We start from the raw sequence: 24219 nt of genomic DNA, 5'->3' as shown, positions 1-24219 counted from the left end.
GATGCCGCGCAGCGTTCCGATCTGATGGCGCGCAGTTGAAGCGCCTGATCGTTGGTTGTGGATGTCACCTATGTTGGCGGCTTGGTCAAGCCGGGGCGGCGGCTGCAGGTCGACGCATGGATTCCCCCTCGAGTTCGAGCCGATGTGCATTGTGAACGAGGCGGTCCAGGATCGCATCGGCGTAGGTCGGATCGTTTATGGTCTGATGCCAGCGGGCCACCGGAAGCTGGCTGGTGACCAGCGTGGAGCGCTGACCGTAGCGGTCTTCGAGGATTTCGAGCAGATGGTGCCGGGCGTTGCCGTCGAGCGGCTGAAGACCCCAATCGTCCAGGATCAGCAGATCGACCCTGGCAAGGCTTTTCATGCGAGCAGCGATACGGCCGTCACCCTTGGCCAGGGTGAGTTCGTCGATCAGCCGCGGCAACCGGGTGTAGAGAACCGAACGGTTATCGCGGCAAGCCTTGTGGCCGATCGCACAGGCCAACCAACTTTTCCCGATGCCGGTCGGGCCGATAATGGCCAAGTTCTCGTGCCTGGAGATCCATTCTCCGGCGAGCAGCGTTTCGAAGAGCCGGCGGTCAAGGCTGCGCCGCGTTCGATAATCAACATCCTCGGGCACGGCGCGGTGCCGCAGCTTGGCATGTCGCAGGCGCAGAGCGAGGCGTCTGTCATTTCGGTAGGTGGCCTCATGGTCGAGCAGCAGCGCCAGCCATTCTGCGTGGCTGAGACTGGCTGCGTCATCGTTGCTTTCCATCTCGGCGAAGGCCTTGGCCATGCCGCGAGGCCGAGTTGGCCCAGAAGGTCCAGAGTGGGATGCTTCAGCATTCTTGCTCCTTCAGTTGTAGTAGCTTGAGCCGCGGATGTTGGAGTGGATGATCGGCTCTTGCTCGGGGGATTGGGGAACGGGCACCTGGTCGAGCCCCTTCTCGAGGATCGATTTGACCGACGGATAATTGCGCGCCTGGATTTCCAGCGCGCGCAGCGCCGCGGCCTCAGGCCGCTGGGCACCGAAGCGCCTCTCGAGCCCGATAATGCCCAGGCAGGACCGGTAGCCCTGTTCCGGATGGGGCTTTGCCTCGATGACCTTCTCCACCAGCAAGGACAGCATTGGCCCGATCCGGCTTGCCTCTTCGCGGATCTTCGCCGGCGTCCATTCGCCGTAGCGGCGATGGCTGGAGGGCATGTGCTCGGGGACGGTGGTGTGCCGGCCATTCCCGCTGCCGCGCATGTGCACGGCGATACGCTCGCCTCCCAGGAAGATTTCGACCGTGCTGGCAGTGAAGCGGGCTTCGACCTCGCGGCGCGCGAAGCGGTGCGGGACGGAGTAATGATGCCGCTCGATCGCGATATGATAATCGAGCCCGACGCGGCAGCGTCGCCATTCGGCGTGAACCCACGGCTCTGCCGGCAGCGGCTTGAGGTTTGGAACATCGACTTCGTCGAACAGCTGGCGGCGCGTCTTGCCGAACTGGCGCAGCACGCGCCGATCATTGAGATCGGCAAGGCATTCGGCGATCGCCGCGTTGACCTCGGCGAGGCTGTAAAAGATCCGGTTGCGCAAGCGGCCAAGCAACCAGCGCTCGACGATACCGACGCAGGCTTCGACCTTGGCCTTGTCCCGCGGCTTGCGCGGCCGCGTCGGCAGGATCGCCGTACCGTAATGCCGGGCCATGTCGGTGTAACTGCGGTTCACCTGAGGATCGAAGTGACAGGCCTTGATCACCGCCACCTTGGCATTGTCGGGCACCAGCAATTGGGGAACGCCGCGGAAGAAGGCGAAGGCGGCATTGTTGCCCGCGATCCAGTTGGGGAACTGCTCGGTCCACGTTGCCAGGGCGAACGACAGGCTCGATCCGCCCATCACGGCGACGAAGATGTGGGCACCGCGGACTTCTCCGGTCCTGCGGTCCACCACGACCGGCACCGTGTCGCCAGCGTAGTCGAGGAACAGCTTCTCGCCGCCGGCATGGTTCTGGCTCATGACCAGCGGCAGGCGGCCTTCCCAGCGTCTGAACAGATCGCAAAATCTCGAGTATCGATACCCGTCCGGATGCTCGGCCTGGTACTCCTCCCAAAGCACTTGCAGTGTCACGTGCTTGCGCTTCAGTTCGCGCGCTACCACCGGCCAGTCCGGCTCCGGGAGCTTACGCCGCCCGGGTTTGACGCCGGGTACGCCGTAGAGCCGTTCCTCCAGATCCGCATCGCCAATCTCGGGTGGCAATGGCCAGGATAACCCGGATTGATCAAACCGCCTGAGCGTGTCGCGTACCGTGGTCGCCCCCGTCCGGACATGCTCTGCTACAGCTCGGGTCGAGAGCTTGGCGTCCAGGCTCAGTCTCAATATCTCGCGCACATGGCGCATCGCAATCCTCCTCGTCGGCATCCAATCCTCCTGGCTGCTCAGCCAGTGAATTGGTCCCAACGATCAGGCTTCACGTCATCCCAAACTGCGCGCGATCATCTCGGAATGCTGCGCGGATAATTCTCGGAACGCTGCGCGCGATCACCTCGGAATCCTGCGCGCCATCAATTCGGAATGGTGCGCGCGATAACCCCGGAATCCGCAAGCGCATTACGGTTGAAGCCTCTGACTCGGCTGTGATTCCTGCTCAGGCACGGAACCTGCGGGGTGCGTGCCATGGCGAACGACGGAGATGAAGGTGAGACCTGGATCGACGGAGAAATAGACAACACCAGGTTCGGCGATGCTCGGCTTGGTAATCGGCTGCGCAAACTGATGTGCTGCTTGGACAGCGCAACAGGTCAGCCGTTGGCGTGTGAAGACTGGGCAAACACCAAAGCGGCGTACCGCTTCTTGTCGAACAGCTCGGTCACCGAAGAGCACATTCTGGCTGGCCATTTCCAAGCGACAGCGCGTCGTGCAGCCATCTGCGATGGCACCCTGCTTGTGCTGCAGGACACCACAGAATTCGTCTACCAGCGATCAGCACCAGACAGCATCGGCTACACCAAGCATGTGAACAGCGGGCGCGACAAGGAAGGCCGCTGGCGCCAGCACAAGCTGTGCGGCGTGATGATGCATGCCAGTCTGGCCATCACGCTTGAAGGGCTTCCCCTCGGCTTGACAGCTGCCCGCTTCTGGAGCCGTGCACAATTCAAAGGGCTGCTGGCGCTCAAACGCAAGGTCAACCAGACCCGCGTGCCGATCGAGACAAAAGAAAGCATTCGCTGGCTCGAGAATATGCGCGGCTCGACGGCATTGCTCGGAGGGGATCCCGCCCGCATCGTTCACGTCGGCGATCGCGAGAACGACATCTATGAATTCTACTGCGCGACGCAGGAGCTCGGGACCCACTTTGTCGTCCGCACTTGCGTTGATCGTCTGGCCGGCGACGGCAAGCACACCGTGTCGGCCGAGATGGCCGAGGTCGCTGTCGAGGGACATCACCAGTTCGAGATCGCCGACGGTAGCCGCGTGAAACTGGCCCTGAAGTACAAGCGCATCGGCGTTCTGCCGCCCATTGGCAAAGCGCGGCGCTACCCACCACTCAGCTTGACCGTGATCCACGCCGTGGAAGTCGACCCTCCCGAAGGGCGCAAACCGATCGACTGGAAGCTGCTCACCGATCTTCCTGTCGGAACGGCCGCGGAGGCGATCGAGAAAATGGCCTGGTACTCGATGAGATGGAAGATCGAGCTGTTCTTCAAGATCCTCAAGTCAGGCTTCAACGCCGAGAAACTCAAGCTGCGCGCAGCCGAGCGACTGGTCAACCTGATAGCCATATTCTGCATTCTGGGCTGGCGAATCTTCTGGCTCACGATGCTGAACAGAGCGCACCCCAATGATGATCCCGGGTCCGCACTGACAGCCACCGAAATCGAGATCATTGACCGAATTGCCGCCCGCGCCGGGAGAATGACTGCAACCGCGCCGCCGATTTCATCGTACCTGACTGAGATCGCGCGCTTGGGCGGCTATCTCGGTCGACGACATGATCCGCCGCCCGGCAACATGATCATGTGGCGAGGTTGGACCCGACTCATGGACATCCAACTTGGGGTCGAGCTCGCCGCCGAACCACTTGTGGGTAATTGAAAGCTCAATCGGATGGTTACTTTCAACGTGCGCGCCTGGCTCCTGAGGGCATGGCGGTAGTAGCAGTGCAAAGTCTCGGAGATGATTTCCAGATCATGCCCCATCGACCGCTCTCATGACGAGGGCGTCGGTCAGGAGGTTATGAAATTTCGTCAACGCGTCCGCGGTAACCCGAGGGCGATTCAAGCTAAATTAATCGCAAACCTCGCGATCCAATCAGAACCAGAAACAGAAACACCTGCTCTCAATCGGTCAGCAGTTCACAGTATGCGCACGCGATATGATAGAGCGAGCTTCCCGGTGCAAACTCCTCAATCCATGTTTCGTCGGCAGCAAGCTTGTCCCGCCACAACCCCGGTACCGCAACATCAAAATAGCGTTCCAATCCCAACGCAGCGGCTGCCAGTTCTTGTCTTTCGCAAGCAGTACCCAGTCGGCGTAACCGCGTTGCCGCAGCCTTGATCCTTTCAGTCTGTGGCCAAAGGCGGGCCCGGGAATCGTGTACGCTTCCGTTGAGCAAGACTTCATTGATTGCTACCCTGCGGAGCCCATCAATGCCATGTTGCCGTGCGAAAGCTGTGAGCCTGTCAGCGACGCGCGCGCCGTCCTGCCATCCCGACTGTGCAAGACGTTCAAATAACCACGCCCATTCGAAACAATGGCCAGGCTCGACTATTCGCCCCTCGACACCTGCGGCTGGCTCAAGGTCGTCAGTAAAATATTCTAGCAACGCCCCGGTATCCGGGTCGATGAAACGCGTTGCCGCAAGGCTTGCGATATCGAGTGCCGCGGTCCGAAAGCGCTCACGTCCGCTGGCTTCGTGAAGAGCAAGGAAAGCTTCCAGCAGATGCATGTGGGGATTCTGTCGCCGGACTCTGGCGTCGACGATCTCACCTTCTCGGAAGCCACCTGCTGGGTGGCGCCATTTTGTCTCGATCCGGTCGAGCAGGTCCTCAGCACGATCATACAAATCGATGCGGCCGAGTGCATCGCCTGCAGTAGCAAGCGCAAAAAGCACAAACGCCTGATCATAGAGGTCGGCGCGTAGATCAAGATGGGCGCCCTCAACATCGAGCCGGTGAACATAGAATCCATCTGCACGGCGAGCTTTAGATACCAGCACGTCGATAGTTTCTGCGACGATATCCCGCCACGGCCCGGTCCAGCCTAGCTTGCCTGCGGTGATGAAGGAATAGATGTGTCGCGCCTGAACGAATGTGCGGAAGTAGGAGGAATCAGGCTCACCAGAGAGCGACATGCGTTCCGCAAACAGACCTGACGCCGTGCGCCCACGCCTTGCCCAAAGCGGTGCCGCCGAATCGAGAAACCACGCCCGCGCCCGTTGCCGCGCCTCGAAAACGGCAGCTTCCGGGTTGATCATCATCACGTTCTTTTCCTGCGGGCCGGTCATTGCGCCAGTCGATTCTTTCCCAGAGCGGTATCAGTGAGCAACGGAATGACGAAATCAAGAAGGTTGCCGCCAGTGAAGCGTGCAGCACGAATGCCGGCAGCTCCAGCAGCATCAACATCGCTCTGCTGATCACCGACAAGCACGCTGTTCTCACGGAGCACCGGCCAAGTGTCCATTAGGTCGAGCAGCATCCCCGGCTCTGGCTTTCGCCAAGCATGGGTTCCACGATAGGCTTCGACAACCCCTTCCGGATGATGTGGACAATAGCGAAAATCATCGATCCAGGCCCCGGCCTCGCGTAGTTGCGCCGAGATCCAAAGGTGAAGGGCAATAACGTCTTCCTCTCCGTAATACCCGCGCGCAACACCAGCTTGATTGGTGACGACGAAAACATAGAAGCCCAGATCATTGGCGAGGCGGACGGCCTTGACCGCGCCATCAACCCAGTCGAAGCGTTCGGATGACCCGACATAACCGAGATCATGATTAAGCACACCGTCACGATCAAGGAACAATGCCGGACGACGTTGCTGGCGAGGGATGTCCACCTGGGCCGAAGCAAAAGTCTCCGGAATGCCTATGTCGAGGAAGAAGCCCTCATAACGTCGCGCGCGCAGCCGCCCTTGAGCCACAAGGTGCGGCAGCAAGTCGTCCTCTATCGAGAACTTACCGCAAAACCCGGCGAGATCGGCCTTTCGCAAACAGTAGACCCCGCCATTGATGAGCGCGGGACTGCTGCCCAAACCACGCGGGACAATTGCGGAGACCATGTCTCCCGCCAGGAGCAGGCTTTCATAACGATCCGCAGCAAGCACTTCCCGTGCGGCGATCGCGCTAGCCTCCACCGCAAGATCCGCAAGATCAAGCCAGTTGAAATCGAACCAAGTATCGCCATTCAAGAGCAGGAAATGATCGGCAAGCAAGTCTTGCGCATGGGTCAATGCTCCCCCTGTTCCCAAGGGTTCCGGCTCTGTCAAAACAGTGAGCCGAACGCCTGCGGGAAGGCGCTGGCAAAGGCCCCGCGCGTAATCGTCCACAACATGTGCGTTATGCCCGGCGAGCAGCACGATATCGCTAAAGCCACGCCTTATCGCCTCACCGACCAACACATCAACGAAGGGCTTCCCGCCCACTGGCAGAAGCGGCTTGGGCGTATCACGGGTAAGTGCTCCCAGGCGGGTTCCGGCCCCGCCCAGCAAGATCACGCACTGTCGGACGATCATTCCACCACCCACGCTTCTGCGCCTTCGAACGTCATCTTGATCGCGCTTGCGTTTCCACCGGCGGCGTTGAGCGTACGGATCAGGCCGAAACGCTTCTCGGGATCTGTCAGCAGCATGATAAATCCGCCGCCGCCCGCGCCAGAAACCTTGCCTCCCCATGCGCCCGCATTCATTGCCGTTTCTAGCAACTGGTCGACCGTGGAATTGCTAATTGAGGAAGCTGTGCGCTTTTTCGCCAGCCAGGACTGCCGCAGAACGTCCGCCATACCCTTGAAGTCACCAGCCAGCACACGGCCCTTCATGGCGAAGGCATGTTCCTTGATCTCGTGCATCGCCCTGATTGCTCCTGGATCATGCTGCTTCAGTCCACCGAGCTGCTGGCTAATGATACTGGCGGACTCGCGGGACTGGCCGCTGAAGCAAATGACCAGTGATGACTCAAATTCACAAAGGTGATCGTACTTCAGCCGTAGCGGGTTGACGATTACGCCCGTGCCGCCTTGCAGAAATTCGATGAAGTTGAGTCCACCGAATGCAGCTGCATATTGATCTTGCTGGCCGCCCGCCATGCCCAACTGCACGCGCTCAACATCGAAAGCGAGGCGCGCGATCTCGTAAGGTCCGAGTGGCAGTTCCATCGCTGTAACGAATGCTTCAATCAGCGCCACGGTCAGCGCGGAAGACGCGCCAAGGCCTGACCCTTCCGGCACGTCGATCGTGGTACTGATGGTCAGCGGGATGGCCTTACCGTCGTTGTAACTGACCATCATGTGCCGATAGACAGCGCGATGCAGGCGAAGTCCATCGCATATATCGAAATCGATCATGCAAGGCAGCGTTTCCTCTCGAGCAAGATCATCTGCCTTGAAAACGATCGCATCGTCATCCCGCAATGCGAGGTGGGCGTAGGCGTAGCGGTCTATCGTGGCGTTGAGAACAACACCGCCATGGTCGATGCAGTACGGCGCAAGGTCGGTGCCGCCGCCCCCAAGGCCGAGGCGAAGAGGCGCGCGGGCACGCACATTAGGATGGCGAAGTGACTGAGACATAATCCCTTCTTGGCTTTGAATCATTCCGAAGCGGCGAATGCTTTGCGTAGAGCCGAACTAATGGCTGCACCAGAATAATGGTCCTCGACATAATCGAGCGCCTTTGCAGCGTGCTTTCGCCCCGTTTCGGGGTCGAGCGCAGACTTCACTGCATCGGCAAGCTCCTCCGGAGTATCTCCAACAAAAAGGTAGCGATCTGCGTTTTCCAGACCCTGCGCACCAATTGTTGTAGTCGCCACGGGAACGCCATTAGCCATCGCTTCTACCACTTTGCCTTTCACCCCCGCACCGAAGCGCAACGGCGCAACGACGACGGCTGCCGTTTGATAGAGTTCCGCAAGGTGCTCATCCGTAACAAAGCCAAGGACCTCGACATCGCCTGCCTCAAGCGACCAGACATCGGCTCCAGCATTGGACCCGACGATCACAAGCCTGAAGCGAAGTCCTGTCTCCCGCAACAACGGCATGACGTTGTCGCAAAACCACAGAATGCCGTCGATATTGGGCGTATGGGCGAACCCGCCGACGAAGAGCAGCGTTGCGACGTCCGGTCTATCAGCATTTCGTGCCACAAGCGAAGCGCGCGACAAATCGAGCTTGGCTTTCGCAAAGCTGTAGGCAGCAATCGACATGACCCTGACATTCCCCGGAACGAGGCCCCTTATCAGTTCAGCCTCCTCGCGGCTTGGGTAGAGGACTGTGTCGCTGCGCGAACAGATGTCCAGTTCTTGACGACGCTGCGCTTCAATCGCTGCTGGAGGGACCGTTTCATCGCCTTTTTCTCGCTGTGCGATCATGCGCTGAAAATGTACATCATGACCGTAATAGGCGATCCGCGCCGAGGAAAGCCTGCGAACATCGTCGATATACCGTTCCGAGATGTGCGGACGGCTTAGCAGAACCGCATCATAAAGCCCCTCTCGGTCCTCAAGAAACCGAGCAAATCCGCCGGCGAACTGCTTGCCGTAGATCACCTCCACGCCCCTGGCTTGCAGGGCCGGTGTATAGTCTGGATCTCGGAATAGATTGTCTGGCCAGAAGGTGACCGCCCAGCCATCGTCAACCAACGTATCCATAAACTGGCGCATGGTGCGCGATCCGGCATCGCGATCCCACTGCGGTACGTAGTGATCCACAATGAGGACGTGCCGCTTGTTCCGCGAACGGTCGCGTGCGCGTAAGACGTTTCGCGCATTGGGGAAGTTCTCGCGCGCCAAAACGTCGCGCCAGCGTTCAAGCAGGCGCTGCTGGTTCGTAACCTGATAGGCCTTGATCCCTGCCGATAGATCACGACCGTGGCTGCGACCTTCGTGGTGGATTACCTCGCAACTCGCTGCCAGTACGGTACGATAACCCTCGGCCCGCAGACGGAAAGCAAGATCGGCGTCCTCACAATAGGCGGGTTGGAACAATGGGTCGAATCCACCGACCTTGCGCCACAAATGCGCCGGGATCGCAATTGCCGCGCCTGAGCAGTAGTCCACGTCGTGCATATAGGTGAATTCAGGAGCACGAGCGTTTTCCTGCCCACGACCGAAGTTCCATGCCGAACCATCTTCCCAGAAGATGCCACCCGCTTCCTGAAGTGTGCCATCCCAGTTGATCAGTTTGGCTCCGGAAAAGCCTACGCCTTCGACGTCGTTGAACGGCGCGAGCAGGTTGTCGAGCCATCGTGGCATGACCAGCGTATCATTGTTTAGTAGGACGACATGTCGTCCGCGCACCTGAGCGGCCGCTGCGTTGCAGTTGCCAAGGAAACCAAGGTTCGAGGGGTGGCGCATATAACGAACTGCACCGCCCACCCCGGCGATATCACCGATGATCTGCTGCGTGGCGTCACTTGAGCAGTCGTCCCCGATAATGACTTCAAGCGTGCACTCGCCATCCGATTCCAGTACCGTGAGTAGGCAAAGTAGCGTGTCTAGTATGTTGTTGTAGACGGGAATGATGACCGAGGCATCCGGCACCGTGTTGGCTTCTGCTGCTCTGCTTTTCGACAGCGAGCGCAGACGCGAAACGATCTGCGCACATGTATCCGAGGCCGCGAACTCATCAGCACAAGCGCTGAACGACTCCATTACTGAAAGAGCGTACCAGTAAAGACCAAGCACTTTCTCGCCATATCCCTCGACGATGAAGTCACGCAGGCGCTGTGGAGGCCAGTAATTGCCCAGCGGGGCCGGCGGCCAGTCTCTGTGATCTCTGCCAGCCTGCTGCAGGGCAGCGGGATCGACTGGAACCTCAGCCACAGGATCGTGCAGCAGATAATCCATCGGTGTAATCGCACGTCGGGAAGACGGCACGAAACGTCGCCAATTCGGATCTAGCGAGCGACCAAGAGGCTCACGGTCTTCCGCCTTCCCATACATAATGTAGTGGGTGAGTGGCTCGAGATTTGCCTGCGCGACGTCGGGATAACGGTCCAGATAGCCTTGCGGATCGAACACTGGGTTAGGCCAGCGTCCTTCACGCCAACCATGGATCAGGTAGTGATCGAGCGGACTGATCGTTCCTTCGGCTACCACGTCCGGGTTCTTGTGTAGATACCAGTCGTTGGCGAAATAACGGTGCGGCTCGCGGCCCTCGCGCCAGCCATGAAGCACATAGTGCAAAAGCGGCGACATTCCCGCTGCCGCTACGTCGGGATAGCGGTCCAGATACTCACCGGCGGAAAACAGCGGATGTGGATCGATCCGATTGTATTGCGGATCGACTACAAATGTTCGAAGCGAAAGTCTGCCTTTGCCCGGCAACTGCCTTGCAACCCATTCCCTGTCGAAAAGCACCGTATTAAGAGGTGCAGGGAGGGCCAGCAGCTTATGTTTCCATGTCCTTTGCCGGGCTTGTGCTTGAGGGATGCGCCCCTGCATAGCGCGCGTCGCGTCGGCTAGCTGTGAGCGAATGATCCTGTGAGAAGTGACGAATTGCTGCCGTCGGGCCTGCAACTGCCCGAAACCGCTGCCTTCCCCCTGCGGAGCAGCAATCCCGAACGGCTGCACCGCAACGGCGTCATCGCTCTGAACCAACTGGAGCTCTTGTTGCACCCTGGCAAGCTCGGATCGGCCTTCTGCAATAACTCCATGCAATGACCGGATAGTCTCGTCGGCTCTCGCTAGCTCGGTCGCTCGCGTCTGACGTATCTCGTCGAGTTCGACCGCCAGTTCCTGAGCTCTGCGCTCGGCCTCGTCCAACTTTTCAAGCCGCGATTGCTGCACGGTGAACTTCGTTTGAATTTCGAACAGCCCTTCGATTACCGCCACCGGGTCGCTGGCCACTGCAATGCCGCTAATTTTGCCAAGCAGCCGCGAAGTGATCTCAAGCTGTCGCGAGGCCTCCCGTTCAAGGACAAGTCGATGTTGGTTTAGAGCCTCTGTTGACGCAGAGGACGCGCTGCGTAGATCATCCAATCGCGATTGCAGCGCCTGACTCTCCCGCCGTATTTCGTCCCGTTCTGCCACCCTAGCTTCGAGATCCTCGCGCGCGCCTTGCAGATGGGCGCGCAGCAATTCATCTTCCTCGTGAAGCCTCGAAGCCCACCCCATGATCTGCTCGTGCTCTAGCCACAAGTCATCCTCGCGCGAGTAGAACAGGCTGGAATGGTTTTCCAGAGCGTCGAATTCACGCTGCGCGCAGACCGCTAGGACATATTCGGGATCGCTAACACGGAATTCATCCTTTGCAATGCCTTCGCCAACCGCTTTCGAAGTCATCCCTCGGAACACCGTGGCGTTGGTCGAATTTCCTAGCTTCTCAAATCCGTCCAGTACGAAACTCGTCGAAACCAGCGCCATGCGGGTTCCTGTCAGACGGATATTCGAAAAGTAGCGGCTTAAGAGGCTGCGAAACTCGAAGACGTCCATCTCCGAGACATGGTAGACGTTGGGGGCTTTGTAGCGATTATAGACCGGTTTGTTGGGCGTCGAAACAAGGAACAGGCCGTCAGACTTGAGGACGCGCCGCGCCTCGGCAACAAATGCGTCATGATCCTCAACATGCTCGATGATTTCGTTGGCAACAACGGCATCAAAGCTGCCGTCCTCGAAGGGCATATCGTAGCAGTTCGCACACCGATATTCGAGATTCGTCGCACTTCCATAGCGCTTCCGGGCGGCGCGAATTGCCACATCACTGATATCAACTCCGATGACGCTCGCGGCAGCGCCGGAAAGGATTGCGCTACCGTATCCGGTACCACACCCCATATCGAGCACTCGCATCCCTGCCACGTATTCGCGACAAAGCGCGTACCGATGGAGGTGTTCGTACGAAATCCGGCCAGCCTGCTCAGCTGGGTCAAAACGTTCCAGTTCCCGGTTCATTCTTTTCGTGCCTGTCTTGTTCAAACCCCGCAGCGCGATGGGCCAGTACCCTCCCGCCGGGCATCAATCGGAACACCTTTGCATAGTGCCGAGACCGTGCCTGTAAAGCTCGTGCCTCACAGAATTTACAGAAATTTGGCGGAGCGCTTTTTGAACGATCAAATTATTGCATGTGTCATAATATGCGGCCAGAGTACGTGATGATTGACCGAGCATGTGTTTGAATTCCTGCCCAGGAGACATCGGTGTTGAAACTGGAATGGCCACGCCTAAACAAATCAATCGACCATGCCGGGGACGCCATGCAAATGGAAGTTATGGAAGACATTTCCAGCCTTGCCGATTGGCTGTCGTTCCGACAGTTACACGGCGACTTGTGCAACCAGGATTTATTCCGTGAATGGGCTGCGTCGATTGTCACAAACGGATGCATCGAACCACTCACAGCCTTGCACATTGCCAACAGCGAACTTGAAAACATCTCTGCTTTGCGTGAGGGTCTCAGCTATCGTGGCGTTTGTTCACGGGTGCGGGCAGTCCTGTTGGTAATCAACCAGATTATCGAAGAGCAGAGGCTTTATTCCCCCGCGATCTACGCGGCCGAAGCAACTACGCCGTTCGCGCTGCGAATGCGAGGGGTGTATCCGCGCTTCACCGGATCCGAGTTCACGCTTGACCCAATACAGCGCGAGGCGATGTATCCCATCCCCTTTGAAGATTTGCAAAACCTGTCGCTCAAGTCGGATTCTTTCGACATCGTTTCGACGAACGAGGTTCTCGAACACGTTCCCTCGGTAGATGAGGCATTGGCCGAAATTTGCCGGGTCTTACGTCACGGCGGTTGGCACGTGGGCACCGTGCCATTCAATTATTTCAGCGACACATCACTGAAGCGCGCCATGTTGGATGATAGCGGCAACCTCGTCCATCTGCTCGAACCCGAATATCACGGCGATCCGATGAACGACAAAGGTGTCCTGGTGTTTGAAACGCCAGGTTGGGACATCCTCGACCGTGCCCGCAGCGCAGGTTTTTCCAACGCCTTCATGCGCTATGTCATTTCCCTAAGGCACGGCGTGGTCGACGAGCATGTCGGCGGCACGTTCGTCTTCTGCTGCCAAAAGTAGCCAAGGAGCGCCTGCCTATCTATAGGCCCGCGCGCCGTCGATAGCGAGGCTGTAAAACACACTCCCCATGACCGGGTCCATGAGGATTTTTCGGTTATCTTCCGGTGCCGTCCAGATTCTGTCTTCTGGAGGCAGGGATTCCTTCCCCCGATATTCTAGAACGAATGCCCAATCGCGTCCCATCAACTCGAACACCGTGAAACCCAGCGGCTCAAAAATCGTGCGGATCGCCGGCAGTCCCCATGAAACAATATGCCCCCGACCTAATGGATCAATATAGCTGGGCATTTCATTGCGAACGAACTTTGGCAGGCCCGTATTTATCAAGTAAAGCGCTTCTGGATTGGAGCGATCTGCCATCGATCGTGCCAGTCTGGCCAACATGCTAGGTGTCAGGTGTTCGAATACCTCGACACACAAGCCTGCATCGAACATATGAGGTACATCACCAAGTTCACCCATGATGTAGTTGGGGTGTCCGCAGTGGTCCTCGGGGGGGAATAGTTCCACCCCGTAAAACAGGGAACTCGACCCTGGAAGATGTGTATCCAGAGCTTCGAGAAGGTACCCGGGTCCCGTCCCGATATCGACAAACTTCTTGATCGGCCTGCGGCAGAAAAGCACCGTCTCTGCAAACCTCGATAGCGAACTACCCCATGAACGGTCTTTTGCCGCTCCTAATTCACTAGCCCAATAGTCGGGATCATATCGACGTGGAAATGTTCCGGCATCGACTTTCGCCATATCCTCCGCATTTAATGCAATGCAACCACAGTCATCACATTCACTGTAGTCGTGCCCATCCACATTCATCCACAAATTTGCGTTTGCGCCGCAGACAGAACACTGCATAGGAAGACTTTCTATAACGATTTTTTCAATTGAATTTCTCATCAGCACTTGAAATTAATTCTTGAGGTGTGAGCAATAGTTCTCTTGTGTGAAATCCGCCGCAGTTAGGCTTGGCATGCTTCCGCCAGCTCTCTCTCCCAAACCCACTCGTCACCAGTTCGTGTAAAGCCCGTGCGCTCAAACAAGTCCGAGCAGAGGAAGTTCTTTCCTGTCTCGATATAACGGCCCACAAGGCGTTCACATCCGGCCTTGAGATGGTCGAGGCAGGCAAGTTCGACATCTAGCCCAATCACTCGGCAACTCATTACAAACTGGATTATTTTGCCATTTTCGACCAGAGCCATGCCGACAAGACCGTATGGAGTAAACTTATCTTCCACATCAAATGCAGTGATGCTCATGCCCCGTGCAAACGCGGTTTTAAGCTCCTCGCGCGTCCAGCGTCGGCCGGTAGTGTTGAACTGGTTCGTCTTGTTAAGAAGTTCGAAAACGCGCTCGAACTTCGGATCCTCGACACCGCCAATTGAATGAAAGTCCTGCCGGATCGCTAGTGAGGCAAGGAATGCCACGCGATCGATCGCGTGGCTACGCGCAGTTTCACGCGCCCCTTGAGCCCGGATCATTTCGCCCCGCCGAGCCGATTCTGCAGTCATCATCGAAGGCTGTGTCTCGGCGCTCCACATGAGGACGCGACGCACGTCGTAAAGGCTCGATCCCAGCGTGCGAATGCCGGGGATGGCATTCGCGACCTGTTCGCGCTCCACCGGGTTGTCATCCACAAAAACCACTGAATCCGGCAATACATTGATTTCATTGATAATTTCAGTGATATTTTCGACCTTGCTGCGCCAGTTGATCCGCAGCACCGCGAAATCCTCGAGCCGCAGGCGGCCCTGCCACATGCTTCCCCAAATTGCGCGGACGCGCTCTTCATCATTTTTGCTGGCTATCGCAATAACGACGCCTCGCTGCTTCAGGTAGAGCGCGGCTTCGGCCATGCCAAGTGGCCATCCCTCGACCGAGATTGGATCAGGCTCATCGAGTTCAGCGACGACCCCGCGCCAAAGCGTGTCATCAAGGTCGAAGATAACGAGCTTGACCGCGTCAATTCGCTTCACCGTCCGCCAGATTGCGGCGATCTCGTGCCACATGGCGATGACGAAATCGGGGCCCCGCAAGGGCATTTCCTGGCTGACTGGCACTACCGGATGAAGTCGGTCCTGGTCGCCAGCAAAATCATTGTCACCCACTGCTGCCGCATGGTTAAGCTGCCATATGAAATCGTCTTGAAAATATTTGCTGCCGTACGTACTGATGATTGGCTTGAGTTCGAGCAAGAAGGTGTTTTCGAGGCCCGCCACAAGGTCGGACAAACTGTCGTTAAGCCTATCGACGAACCAGGTGAAGCAGCGTAGGTCGCGCCCCCCCATCACCCGTCCGATCGATGACATCTGCGGAGCGACCAATGTCGAGACCACGGTCAAAATTCCGCTTTCCCGGGAGTAGCGAGTGGCCGCCTCAAACATCATCGCAAGACGTGCGCTTGATTCCTCGAATAATGCTTTGAACCCGTCCACATCGTCATAGGCCAACCGCGCGTGAGCAAGGTCGCGCACCACAGAACGCAGCGGAATTTGGATGAATATCAGGTCATAGTCGCCAATCTGACGCGGCGGTGTTGCCGGTAGGTGCGCCGCATTGTTAAACACAATGTAATCGCCTTCCGGCGCATCAGGGAGGCCGCCAACGATACTTGCAAACCCAGATGAAAGGCAGGAGCCAATCACTAGCCATCGAGAGGGTTGCTGCGCCGAAACGGCAAGGCCGCTCGGCGTACGGAATGTGTGGATATCGTCCACAGGCCCTAGTGCAGGTAAAAATGGGCCCGACGGCGCAGAAGGACGAGCGGTCCGGAGGCGATGGAAGCCTCGTTTGATCATCTTCATCATGATTCGCTCACAAGCTGTTGTATATCTCTGTGGCTCGATGAACATCCTCGTAAACGGTTGCCCTGCTATCATGGATAATAAGCGCACGGTCACAAAATTCGTGTACGACATCTATGCTGTGTGAAGCGAGGATCATGGCGCGATCAGCGCGTTTCTCGAACAATTCATAGCGACATTTACGGTGGAAGTTCTGATCACCCACAAGGATAATCTCATCTATTAGATAGCAGTCGAACTCAATCGCAAGCGACAGGGCGAAGGCAAGCCGAGCTCGCTGACCAGAGGAATAGGTCTTGACCTGCATTCTGAGCTGCTGACCAAGCTCGGTGAATTCCTCAACAAAGGCCTTCAACTGGTCGTAGTTTCGGTCATAGATGCGAGCAATGAAGCGGGCATTGTCATAGCCGGTCAAGCTGCCCTGAAAGCCCCCCGCAAAGCCCAGCGGCCATGATACCGACATCGAACGCGAGATCTTGCCCGAGGTCGGGTGCTCAACGCCACCTATGAGCTTGATCAGTGTCGTCTTACCGGCGCCGTTTCGGCCAAGGAACGCCATGCGCTCCCCCCGGTTAATTGACAGATTCACATCGCTGAATACCCGTTTAACGCCAGCGCCATGCTTGTAGATCTTGGAGACATTCTGGCAGACAATCATGGCACCACCAGCGTCTTTCGGACATGCCGACACAATCCTAGACCGATTGCTGCAAGAACCAGAGAGCAGCCGAGCGGGTTCCAGATGTTATAGTAGACCGCTACCTTGTCACCCCACACCCCTCCGCGGATCAATTCCATTGCATTCACGAAGGGAGACCACAGAATATAGGCCCGCAATCCCGGCGTCAGCCATGACACCATCGTAAAAGCTCCCGAAAATGGAAGCATGACGTATGTCGTCACTGGAATAAACTTCTCCAGCACCTCGGACATTTCCGAAAGTGGCGCAATAACCAGACACAGCGACAGCGTGAACAGCGAATAGAGCAACCACCCTCCCACCAGCATGCCGAGGTCAGCAGGCACCGGAAATAAATCGAACATGATCAGAATGGAGCCAATGAATAGGAACGCCATCATGCCTCCAACCATCTCGATCAGGAATCGCACAAAGATGAAATCGACGACATGCACTCTCCGGTGATAGAGCAGGCTGCTGTTGGCAAGGAAGAGCGCCAAACACCGTGCCACGCAGTGGCGGAACAAAGTGATTGGAATATAGCCCGTCACCACGAAAGCAATAACGCTGACACCGTGTTCTTCTGGCCCCTTCATGAACCGCCAGATCGTCGCAACTAATCCGGCGAAAAGTAGCGGCTCTACCATGATCCACAGGAAGCCGATATTTTCTCGCCCGAAGCGCGTGTGAAGTTCGCGGATCAACAGCGCATGGAGCACGCGCATTTGGATGCGGGCGCCCTCACGAAACTGGAGTGTAATCGGTGCGTCCATCACTCTTGCGGCGCGTGCTCGAGAATGCCCACAATCAGCATCCAGCCTACAAAATAAAGGCAGGCCGCGGTAGCCGCAACGACCAATACACTTAGCAAACGACGTGGCAGCATCGCTTTATCCGGAACGTTGGGATCAACCACGCGCTCGAGGTAGAATTGCTGGCGCACCGCCTCAGCGCGCGCTTGAACAAGCGCGGCGTTGGCGACGTTCAGACTTTCGGTGGAAAACTCCTGTTCGACCAAAAGGTTTTCGTACCCGCCCATTTTCGAAGCAATACCACTGTTGGTGCCGACCACGCGACCGTCCTGCGAGGCGATCTGGGTCGAAATCGCGGCGATCCGCTGGCGCAAAGCGGGTATAGATGGATTGCCGGGCGTGACCTGCTGCATCTGATCAAGTTGCGCCTGAAGGGCTGCTCGTTGCGCGGTCATGGAATTGGAAATTTCCAGCACCCCGGCGGCCTGTTTGGCTGGGTCGATCACATCCTGCGAATTGCGATACTGAGCCAGTGCAACTCGGGCGTGCCGTGCCCGCTCAGTCGCCAGCACCACCTGCCGCTCGGCCTCTGCGATGCCCTTACTCTGGGCGCGGATATTGAGCTTATTGACCAGTCCCTCAGACAATCTCAGTAGATGCTCATTGATCGCGCGAGCGTCCTGCGGGGTAAAGGCCTTGACCGAGATGATTGCAGTGCTGGTTTCGGTATCCAGCCGTGCCTCAACCATTTTGCCATAGAACTTGTAAAGATCTTCGAAGCTGTTCCCGAAGAATAGCATCGGAAAGCGTGACAGGGCATCGCCATGCGGCGTTGCATAGGCCAAGCGCATGCCAGGTTCCTGCTCCAACGCCTTCAGCGCGTCGCGCGACCGGACATATTCGAGCACTTCATTTGTCTGTTCCTGTCCGCCGGAAAGGCCGGTTGTCTGGATCAAGTTCGCCAGCGTCGACATTTGCGAGCGCTTCTGATCGGAACTTTTGATAACGAAGCGCGATTCCGAAATGTAAATATCGGATGCGATAAACCCGTAGTAAATTGCGGCCAAAAGCGTGGGGAGGATCACGAACAGCGCAAACCACCGCCGTCTCTCCAACCAAACGAGAATCGCGGGACGCCGCTCCGGCACAGCCGCCTCTATCGGAAATGACTGTTCAACATTCATAAGCTGTCAAGGCACTCGCAAGCTATCAGGCGCTCTCGTCGCCAATGCGCTTGGGCTAGTCCAACACGCTGCGTCGCGCAAGCTTCGCGCATTACGTCAAGTTGCTATTGTCGATCACGAATTCACCCTTTAAGGCACCTGCTAATCCGCAGTCTTGCAAGGTCTTCTGAGTTTTCACACCCCATGCAGGTAAAAAAGTTCGCCAGCCTTATGGCACTCGCAAGTCTGCTGTCCGGTTGCGCTTCGCTTCCCACGAGCGGTCCCACTGGCAGCCAGGTCAAAAAGTCTGCAGCCCAGGCGCAACTGCCGATCCGTCTCACGGAGGTGCGGAGCGGTGCGGACGTGCCGCCTGCTCCTACAGCTACGGCTTCTGCGGTGCTTGCCGAATACGCTCCCCCACCCACAGACCTTATTGGCCCCGGTGATATTCTTGATGTCACCATCTATGAGGCTGGTGTGACCTTGTTCTCCACTGGCGGAGCCGGGGGCGGTGGAGGAGATCTCAAAACCTCGCAGATCGTAGCAAGTCCCGGTGTACAGGCTCAGAAGCTGCCGCCGACGCGTGTCAACGATGATGGCGATATCAACATCCCTTATGCAGGCCGTCTCCACGTTTTAGGACGGACCGTCGGCGAAGTGGAGAAGCTGATTCGTTCGTCGCTGCGAAGGCTCTCGCAGAACCCGCAGGTGATAGTGACGCAGGCTGAAGTTATCACAAATTCGGTGATTGTGAGCGGCGAAGTCGCAAAGCCGGGGCGCCTTGTTCTCCAGACAAACCGAGAGACGCTCTCTGACGTGATTGCGCTTGCCGGTGGCTATCGTGGTACGGCGCGCGATGTGATGCTCAGGGTCAACCGCCGGGGTGAAAACGTCGACATCTACCTGAATGATCTGAATGATAATCCTGCGCTCGACGTGCGAGCTTATCCGGGCGATCGGTTGATGCTGATCAACAACCCGCGCACCTTCTCGGTGCTTGGCGCGCCCGGTCGCGTTGAGCAGATTCCGTTCAGCCGCTCGCGTGTGTCGCTTGTCGAGGCAGTTGCACAGGCAGGGGGCGCAGAACCCAATGCCGGCGATGCAGCTGCGATCTTTGTGTTCCGCTACGAAACTGGCGCCCAGGGGACAGAAACGCCTGTGGTCTATCACATTAATATGATGGAATCAGGCGCCTACTTCCTCGCTCAGCATTTCGCGATGCGGGACAAGGACGTGCTGTACTTTGCTAATGCTGCTGCAAACCAACCTGCCAAGATGACGCAGCTGATCAGTCAGATGTTTACCCCTATCTTGACAGCTACTGCCGCCATCCAGACGGTGCAAAACGCTAGCAACTGAGTGAGGTAGCTCCGGCCGGTGTTCTGGCTGGAGCGCCGCCGATCCAGTCGTGCGATTTTAGAGTTTGTTTGGAAAATCAAGAATTAGCACTCCTTCGTAGGAGATTGCCGCCCATGGCAACGAAGATCATCGTCTGTGAGGCATTGATCCGCTTCTCGTAGTCCCGGACCATTTGGCGCCATCGGGTCATCCACCCGAATGTGTGTCTGATCACCTCTCGGGGCGGGAGAGAGGTCGCCGAGTTCGTCTGAACAGAGATCGGTATTTGTTGATTGGTTTGGCTTCAACCGGTTGCGCCTACATATCTGCACCGACGCTGAAATCGGGTCGATCATCACAGCAACCAACGCGCTGCCCTCGATCTATGGCCCGCGCGGGCTGACCTGCCCGATGTTGTTCGGGCTGATCGCGGTCACCTGTCTGAGGATCAACGGAGCGCTAACGCTCGATCTTGATGACCTCGACCGCCATAATGACGTATTGCGCGTCCGGCAGGTGAAGCTCGGCAAAGGGCGTGATGCCGCTCGATCCCAGCGTTGTTGCGAAGCTGATCGGCTATCTTGCCAAATGTGATCGGCTGATCGGCCATCCGGGCAAGCCTCTGTTCATCAACGACACGTTAACAAGGCTCACTGATTGCCCGGCCCGTTACAACTTCGCGCGGGCCTGCAAATGGATCGCCCTTCGGACTCCTCAGCCATACTGCAAGCAGGCCGATGCCCGGAAAACCAGCCTGCTGCGGAGGTCATGCGGCAAAATCCGGATCGCGGCATTATGCGTCAGCTCTTGAAGCGCTGTTCGAAACCAGTTCACCGGCTCACGGCAAGCGCTCGGCGGGTGCACCTCCACATAGTTCTGCTTTGGCGCACAGAACGCCTCGTCGCCTCCGATCGGGAAATCCGCGCTGGTGGCCGCAATCAGCCGGCCCACTTCCGCAATCGCTAAGGCCACATCCGGAACCGCCGGTTCCTCGGCACAGCTATGCGGCAGCCCTTCGATGTGCTCAAGGTTAAACACGCCAAAGCGCCTGAGGAAAGCAATCGTCCGGGCGCGCGATCCTCGCTCTGCCCCTCCTCGCTCTCGGCCTTTGGCACGAAGCGATCCGCATAGCCCATGACCGTGCCCTTCTCCCCGAGTTGAACATGCCCGCCTGCAGCCAAGTCCCACCGGTTAGTCAGCCAGCGCTGCGAGCCGAAGCAGCGTTCCACCACCAGGTGCCACAGGATGTGCGTCAGCGAAATTGAGCGAGGTCAAGCTATAAGACTGGCTCTGCTTCATTCTGGAACCAGTGCTTTGCCCTCGAAGCGGGCCACGGCATGGCGCACGACTTTGGCGATCGCTTCTTCTGAGAAAAAGCCACCCGGGATCAGGCAGCGCTCCACCAATACGCGGCGGAAGGCCGCGAAAGTCTCGGCATCAGGCGCGACCGGATCCTGCCAGAAGGCGTCGAGGCCATTCTGGTTGGTGATGTCCGGGATGTCGTAGACAGCCTGGCCAAGGGCCACCACCGGTACGCCCATGGCCAAGCCCAGAGTGCCACTGGTGCTGTTAACAGTTATCATGCCGCGCGCTCGTTGCGCGACGGGAACGATGTCCCCCCAGGGCAGGTAGTCAACCCGGTCGGCGACGCCGAACCGCGCGGCCATGTCAGCAGTTTCCTGCTGCCAGTCACGCACGCCGTTATCTAGCGGGTGCTCCTTGACCACTAGGCGCGCCTTGCTCGGCGCGTTGCTGGCGAAGGATTTCACGATCTTCTGAAGCGCCGGGCCGATTCCCGAGAAAGGCGAGTGCAACCGAATCTGCGCGTCAGAATCGAGTTGCAATGGGAACAGGAAGTACGGCGCGCTCGATGCTTCGAGCTCAGCCATGAGTCGTACGCTAAGCTGCTCGCGCTCCTTGCGGCGCCGCAGCTTGCGATACCAACCGACGCCTTCGACGACTGGGTGCCAAGGGCGGTGATTGTTCCAGTGCGGATAATGCCAGCGCGTCAGCACGTCGGCAGCATTATAGAGCAGCCCCTCCGTCGCTCGGCGACGAAAAGAGGCTGGGACCTGGGCATGCGGTGGCACCGCGGGCAGCGCCGCAGCCGTCTCCCGGTACCAATCCGGATCGCGCGGCAGCGACGAATGGCCATTGACGCCGCCCAACTCCAGCGTGACCCAGTCCGGCCGGATATAGCCTTCCTCGAACACGTGAACGGGTATGCCAAGCAGGCGGCAAATCTTGATGGCGGGCCGATGGTGGTCGCGGCAGTCGCCAAAGAGCGTCACATCGGTAACGCCGCGTTCACGGACCAAGCTCTCGAATGCCTGAGGCCATTCCTCCAGTGACCCACGGTAATCTATACCATTGGGTAGGCGCCAGAACAGGCGATCGCCGCCATTGAAGTTCACCTTGTGGACGGTGTGCCCGGCTTCCGTCAGTCCCTGCCCAAGGCGGCGGAACAAGGGTCCCATTAGCCCTTGGAGCATCAGAACGGTGCGCTTTTCGGTTACGGCGGGCCGGTTTGCCTCGGCGCCGGATGGGGCTGCGTCGGCAGGAAGGTCAAGCATCGTCAGAAAAGCGCTCCATTATGACATCTCCCGGAGACGCAGCACGTCCGGGCTCCACCGAACACGAGGCGAGAGGCCTTTGTCCCAAGCAGTTAGTCCGCCATGCTGGATGCGACAAGCCTGCCCCTCTCGTACCTGCCAGACGGAGACGCTTGATGACAGCCTTGGCGCTGCTCGCTATGAGCCCAGTTCCGCCTGCTGAAATGTATTTGAAGGGGCCGGGGGCAGGATCTGGAAGCGCGGAAGGACAGTGACGATCGACGGACTGACATTCGCGGCACTGCTGCTCACTGCGCTCCTACTGGACGGAATGGTACGTCCGCGAAATACCCGATTTTCAACACCTTCGCCCCGCAGCTTGTCGGGTTCATGGCTGCTTTCGTGGATGATGGCGGCGCTGTTCGGCCTGTTCCTGACATGTTGCGGCAATGTCGCAGTATCAGCAGGATTAGCCCTTGCTCTCCTGACGTTGCTCGCAGTGGCTTCGAACGCCAAGCACGCCATGCTTGGTGAGCCTCTGCTGTTTTCGGATCTCGCCCTCATTGGTGCGATATTTCGTCATCCACAGTTTTATCTTTCTGCCATCCGGATCTGGCAGCGGATAATTGCAGGACTAGTGGCCGCTGTTCTTTTCGCCCTGCTGGCGTGGCTGTTCGTTGCGACCCTGTTACCGCATCTGATCGGGCTCGGCATTCTAGTGGTCAGCCTTACCGTGCTGGCGCTCTCAATGAAGTCTGCGCCGATACGCAACCTTGCCCGCGTGCCCGATGCCCATGCCGATGTCCTGCGACACGGGCTGCTTCCCGTACTGCTCCTCTACTGGCTGCGTTGGAGGGAAAGCCGCGATCCAGCGCCCTGCACCGATGCCGAGCGATTGCCTCCGGCCGACGCTCCCGAACTCGTCGTCGTCATTCAGTGCGAGAGCTTTGCCGATCCAGTCGAACTTTTCGCTGACCGGGAACTCAAGTTGCCAGGCTTGGCCGCCGCGCGCGAAAACGCTTGCCAGTGGGGACGGCTGATGGTCAGCGGCTTCGGCGCCTATACCATGCGCACCGAATATGGCGTGCTGTTCGGCCTCGAAGAGAATGAGTTGGGCTTCCGGCGATACGACCCATTTCTCACCGCGCTTGGCGAGACTTCCTACGCTCTGCCAGCGAGATTGAAAGGCCTGGGCTGGCGCAGCCTGTTCGTTCACCCGCACGACATGCGCTTCTACGGCCGCAACCGAATCATGCCGGCGGGCGGCTTCGCCGAGCTAGTCGGTGAGGATCGCTTTGCCCCCCCCCGGCTCGGCGAAGGACGCTACGTGACCGACGCAGCAGTGGCCGGCGAAATCGTTGCACTCGCAGCCCGTGTATCAGATCCATGCCTAGTCTACGCGGTCACGATCGAAAACCATGGCCCTTGGGCGCCGGAAGGTAACTCCGACGGCGACCTCGGACAAAGCTATCTGCGCCTCGTCCGCAACAGCGATACAATGCTAACGACGCTCACCGAACGGCTCGGCGCACTGCGCCGCCCGGCCCTGCTGGTATTCTTCGGGGACCATCGTCCCAGCATTCCGGGCGCAACCGCTCCCGGTGGTGATCGTCACACGCCCTATGTAATGGTGCGCCTTGACGCCGCGGGACGGATCGTGCCCGGCAATAATCGGCAGGCGGACCTGACGCCGGCAGGCCTGCACCACGCAATCCTCGCAGCGGTGCTGGGCGAACCCGGTTCAGCCTGAC

At 58.2% G+C, this 24219-nt stretch carries 19 protein-coding genes and 2 pseudogenes; 6 read left to right on the top strand and 15 right to left on the bottom strand.

Annotated elements, in window-relative coordinates; translation table 11 throughout:
• Positions 1 to 85 precede the first annotated feature (85 nt).
• Together istB and istA are read right to left on the bottom strand one after the other, a co-directional pair.
• A pseudogene (istB, locus tag AC1VVK_RS10535) lies at positions 86 to 825 on the bottom strand (IS21-like element helper ATPase IstB).
• 10 nt (positions 826 to 835) lie between these two features.
• Positions 836 to 2362: an IS21 family transposase gene (istA, locus tag AC1VVK_RS10530; protein ID WP_482902935.1), complete on the bottom strand. Its 1527-nt coding sequence runs from the start codon at positions 2360 to 2362 to the stop codon at positions 836 to 838.
• Positions 2363 to 2638: 276 nt separating this feature from the next.
• Here istA and AC1VVK_RS10525 point away from each other — a divergent pair, with 276 nt between their 5' ends.
• Positions 2639 to 4057 carry an IS4 family transposase gene (locus AC1VVK_RS10525; protein ID WP_482902934.1) on the top strand — a complete coding sequence of 473 codons (1419 nt, stop codon included), beginning with the start codon at positions 2639 to 2641 and terminating at the stop codon, positions 4055 to 4057.
• A 244-nt stretch (positions 4058 to 4301) separates the two neighbouring features.
• On the opposite strand, the gene AC1VVK_RS10520 is transcribed toward AC1VVK_RS10525, so the two are convergent.
• Genes AC1VVK_RS10520 through AC1VVK_RS10505 form a run of 4 tightly spaced genes read right to left on the bottom strand, consistent with a single transcriptional unit; the run spans position 4302 to position 12059 of the window.
• Complete coding sequence (locus tag AC1VVK_RS10520) at positions 4302 to 5468, bottom strand: AGE family epimerase/isomerase (protein ID WP_482902933.1); 1167 nt, start codon at positions 5466 to 5468, stop codon at positions 4302 to 4304.
• Positions 5465 to 6691 carry an HAD-IIIA family hydrolase gene (locus AC1VVK_RS10515; protein WP_482902932.1) on the bottom strand — a complete coding sequence of 409 codons (1227 nt, stop codon included), beginning with the start codon at positions 6689 to 6691 and terminating at the stop codon, positions 5465 to 5467. The genes AC1VVK_RS10520 and AC1VVK_RS10515 overlap by 4 nt, the downstream gene beginning before the upstream one ends.
• Positions 6688 to 7740: a GHMP family kinase ATP-binding protein gene (locus tag AC1VVK_RS10510; protein WP_482902931.1), complete on the bottom strand. Its 1053-nt coding sequence runs from the start codon at positions 7738 to 7740 to the stop codon at positions 6688 to 6690. Before AC1VVK_RS10510 ends, AC1VVK_RS10515 begins: the two co-directional genes overlap by 4 nt.
• 20 nt (positions 7741 to 7760) lie before the next feature.
• On the bottom strand, positions 7761 to 12059 hold the full coding sequence (locus AC1VVK_RS10505) for a methyltransferase domain-containing protein (RefSeq protein WP_482902930.1): 4299 nt from the start codon (positions 12057 to 12059) through the stop codon (positions 7761 to 7763).
• A 245-nt stretch (positions 12060 to 12304) separates the two neighbouring features.
• Here AC1VVK_RS10505 and AC1VVK_RS10500 point away from each other — a divergent pair, with 245 nt between their 5' ends.
• Entirely contained in the window at positions 12305 to 13186 is an 882-nt protein-coding gene (locus tag AC1VVK_RS10500) for a class I SAM-dependent methyltransferase (protein WP_482902929.1), read from the top strand.
• A 15-nt stretch (positions 13187 to 13201) separates the two neighbouring features.
• Here AC1VVK_RS10500 and AC1VVK_RS10495 read toward each other — a convergent pair whose 3' ends face one another.
• The 5 genes from AC1VVK_RS10495 to AC1VVK_RS10475 are packed head-to-tail and all read right to left on the bottom strand — an operon-like array spanning position 13202 to position 18599.
• Entirely contained in the window at positions 13202 to 14086 is an 885-nt protein-coding gene (locus tag AC1VVK_RS10495; RefSeq protein ID WP_482902928.1) for a class I SAM-dependent methyltransferase, read from the bottom strand.
• A 56-nt stretch (positions 14087 to 14142) separates the two neighbouring features.
• Positions 14143 to 15987 (bottom strand): HAD-IIIC family phosphatase, encoded by a 1845-nt coding sequence (locus AC1VVK_RS10490; protein ID WP_482902927.1) that lies wholly within the window; start codon positions 15985 to 15987, stop codon positions 14143 to 14145.
• 7 nt (positions 15988 to 15994) lie between these two features.
• Positions 15995 to 16642, bottom strand: a complete 648-nt coding sequence (locus tag AC1VVK_RS10485) for an ABC transporter ATP-binding protein (protein ID WP_482902926.1) — start codon at positions 16640 to 16642, stop codon at positions 15995 to 15997.
• Complete coding sequence (locus AC1VVK_RS10480) at positions 16639 to 17436, bottom strand: ABC transporter permease (protein WP_482902925.1); 798 nt, start codon at positions 17434 to 17436, stop codon at positions 16639 to 16641. The genes AC1VVK_RS10485 and AC1VVK_RS10480 overlap by 4 nt, the downstream gene beginning before the upstream one ends.
• The gene (locus AC1VVK_RS10475) at positions 17436 to 18599 is read right to left on the bottom strand and encodes a KpsE/RkpR family capsule polysaccharide export protein (RefSeq protein WP_482902924.1); all 1164 of its coding nucleotides are present in this window, start codon (positions 18597 to 18599) and stop codon (positions 17436 to 17438) included. The genes AC1VVK_RS10480 and AC1VVK_RS10475 overlap by 1 nt, the downstream gene beginning before the upstream one ends.
• Before the next feature lie 183 nt (positions 18600 to 18782).
• On the opposite strand from AC1VVK_RS10475, the gene AC1VVK_RS10470 reads away from it, so the two are divergent.
• Positions 18783 to 19937: a polysaccharide biosynthesis/export family protein gene (locus tag AC1VVK_RS10470; protein ID WP_482902923.1), complete on the top strand. Its 1155-nt coding sequence runs from the start codon at positions 18783 to 18785 to the stop codon at positions 19935 to 19937.
• Between the two features lie 76 nt (positions 19938 to 20013).
• On the opposite strand, the pseudogene AC1VVK_RS10465 reads toward AC1VVK_RS10470, so the two are convergent.
• Positions 20014 to 20166 (bottom strand): annotated as a pseudogene (locus tag AC1VVK_RS10465) (IS5/IS1182 family transposase); the annotation flags it as partial.
• A gap of 62 nt (positions 20167 to 20228) precedes the next feature.
• Between AC1VVK_RS10465 and AC1VVK_RS10460 the strand changes: the two are divergent.
• Both AC1VVK_RS10460 and AC1VVK_RS10455 read left to right on the top strand, forming a co-directional pair.
• Complete coding sequence (locus AC1VVK_RS10460; RefSeq protein ID WP_482905197.1) at positions 20229 to 20510, top strand: hypothetical protein; 282 nt, start codon at positions 20229 to 20231, stop codon at positions 20508 to 20510.
• A complete protein-coding gene (locus tag AC1VVK_RS10455) occupies positions 20455 to 20727 on the top strand; it encodes a hypothetical protein (protein WP_482902922.1) in 273 nt (90 codons plus the stop codon). Before AC1VVK_RS10460 ends, AC1VVK_RS10455 begins: the two co-directional genes overlap by 56 nt.
• Here AC1VVK_RS10455 and AC1VVK_RS10450 read toward each other — a convergent pair.
• From AC1VVK_RS10450 to AC1VVK_RS10440, 3 genes are all read right to left on the bottom strand, one after another.
• On the bottom strand, positions 20631 to 20954 hold the full coding sequence (locus AC1VVK_RS10450; RefSeq protein ID WP_482905196.1) for a zincin-like metallopeptidase domain-containing protein: 324 nt from the start codon (positions 20952 to 20954) through the stop codon (positions 20631 to 20633). The two genes, AC1VVK_RS10455 and AC1VVK_RS10450, sit on opposite strands and share 97 nt — an antisense overlap.
• Positions 20879 to 21145 (bottom strand): ArdC-like ssDNA-binding domain-containing protein, encoded by a 267-nt coding sequence (locus tag AC1VVK_RS10445; RefSeq protein ID WP_482902921.1) that lies wholly within the window; start codon positions 21143 to 21145, stop codon positions 20879 to 20881. The genes AC1VVK_RS10450 and AC1VVK_RS10445 overlap by 76 nt, the downstream gene beginning before the upstream one ends.
• Positions 21146 to 21211: 66 nt before the next feature.
• Positions 21212 to 22489 carry a capsule biosynthesis protein gene (locus AC1VVK_RS10440; RefSeq protein WP_482902920.1) on the bottom strand — a complete coding sequence of 426 codons (1278 nt, stop codon included), beginning with the start codon at positions 22487 to 22489 and terminating at the stop codon, positions 21212 to 21214.
• A gap of 250 nt (positions 22490 to 22739) precedes the next feature.
• On the opposite strand from AC1VVK_RS10440, the gene AC1VVK_RS10435 reads away from it, so the two are divergent.
• A complete protein-coding gene (locus tag AC1VVK_RS10435) occupies positions 22740 to 24218 on the top strand; it encodes an LTA synthase family protein (protein WP_482902919.1) in 1479 nt (492 codons plus the stop codon).
• The last annotated feature ends 1 nt before the right edge of the window (position 24219 follow it).

It is taken from the genome of Novosphingobium sp. BL-S-32 (assembly GCF_056857055.1).
Note: the sequence above shows the minus strand (reverse complement) of the source record. Positions and strands in the feature narration are given on the sequence as shown.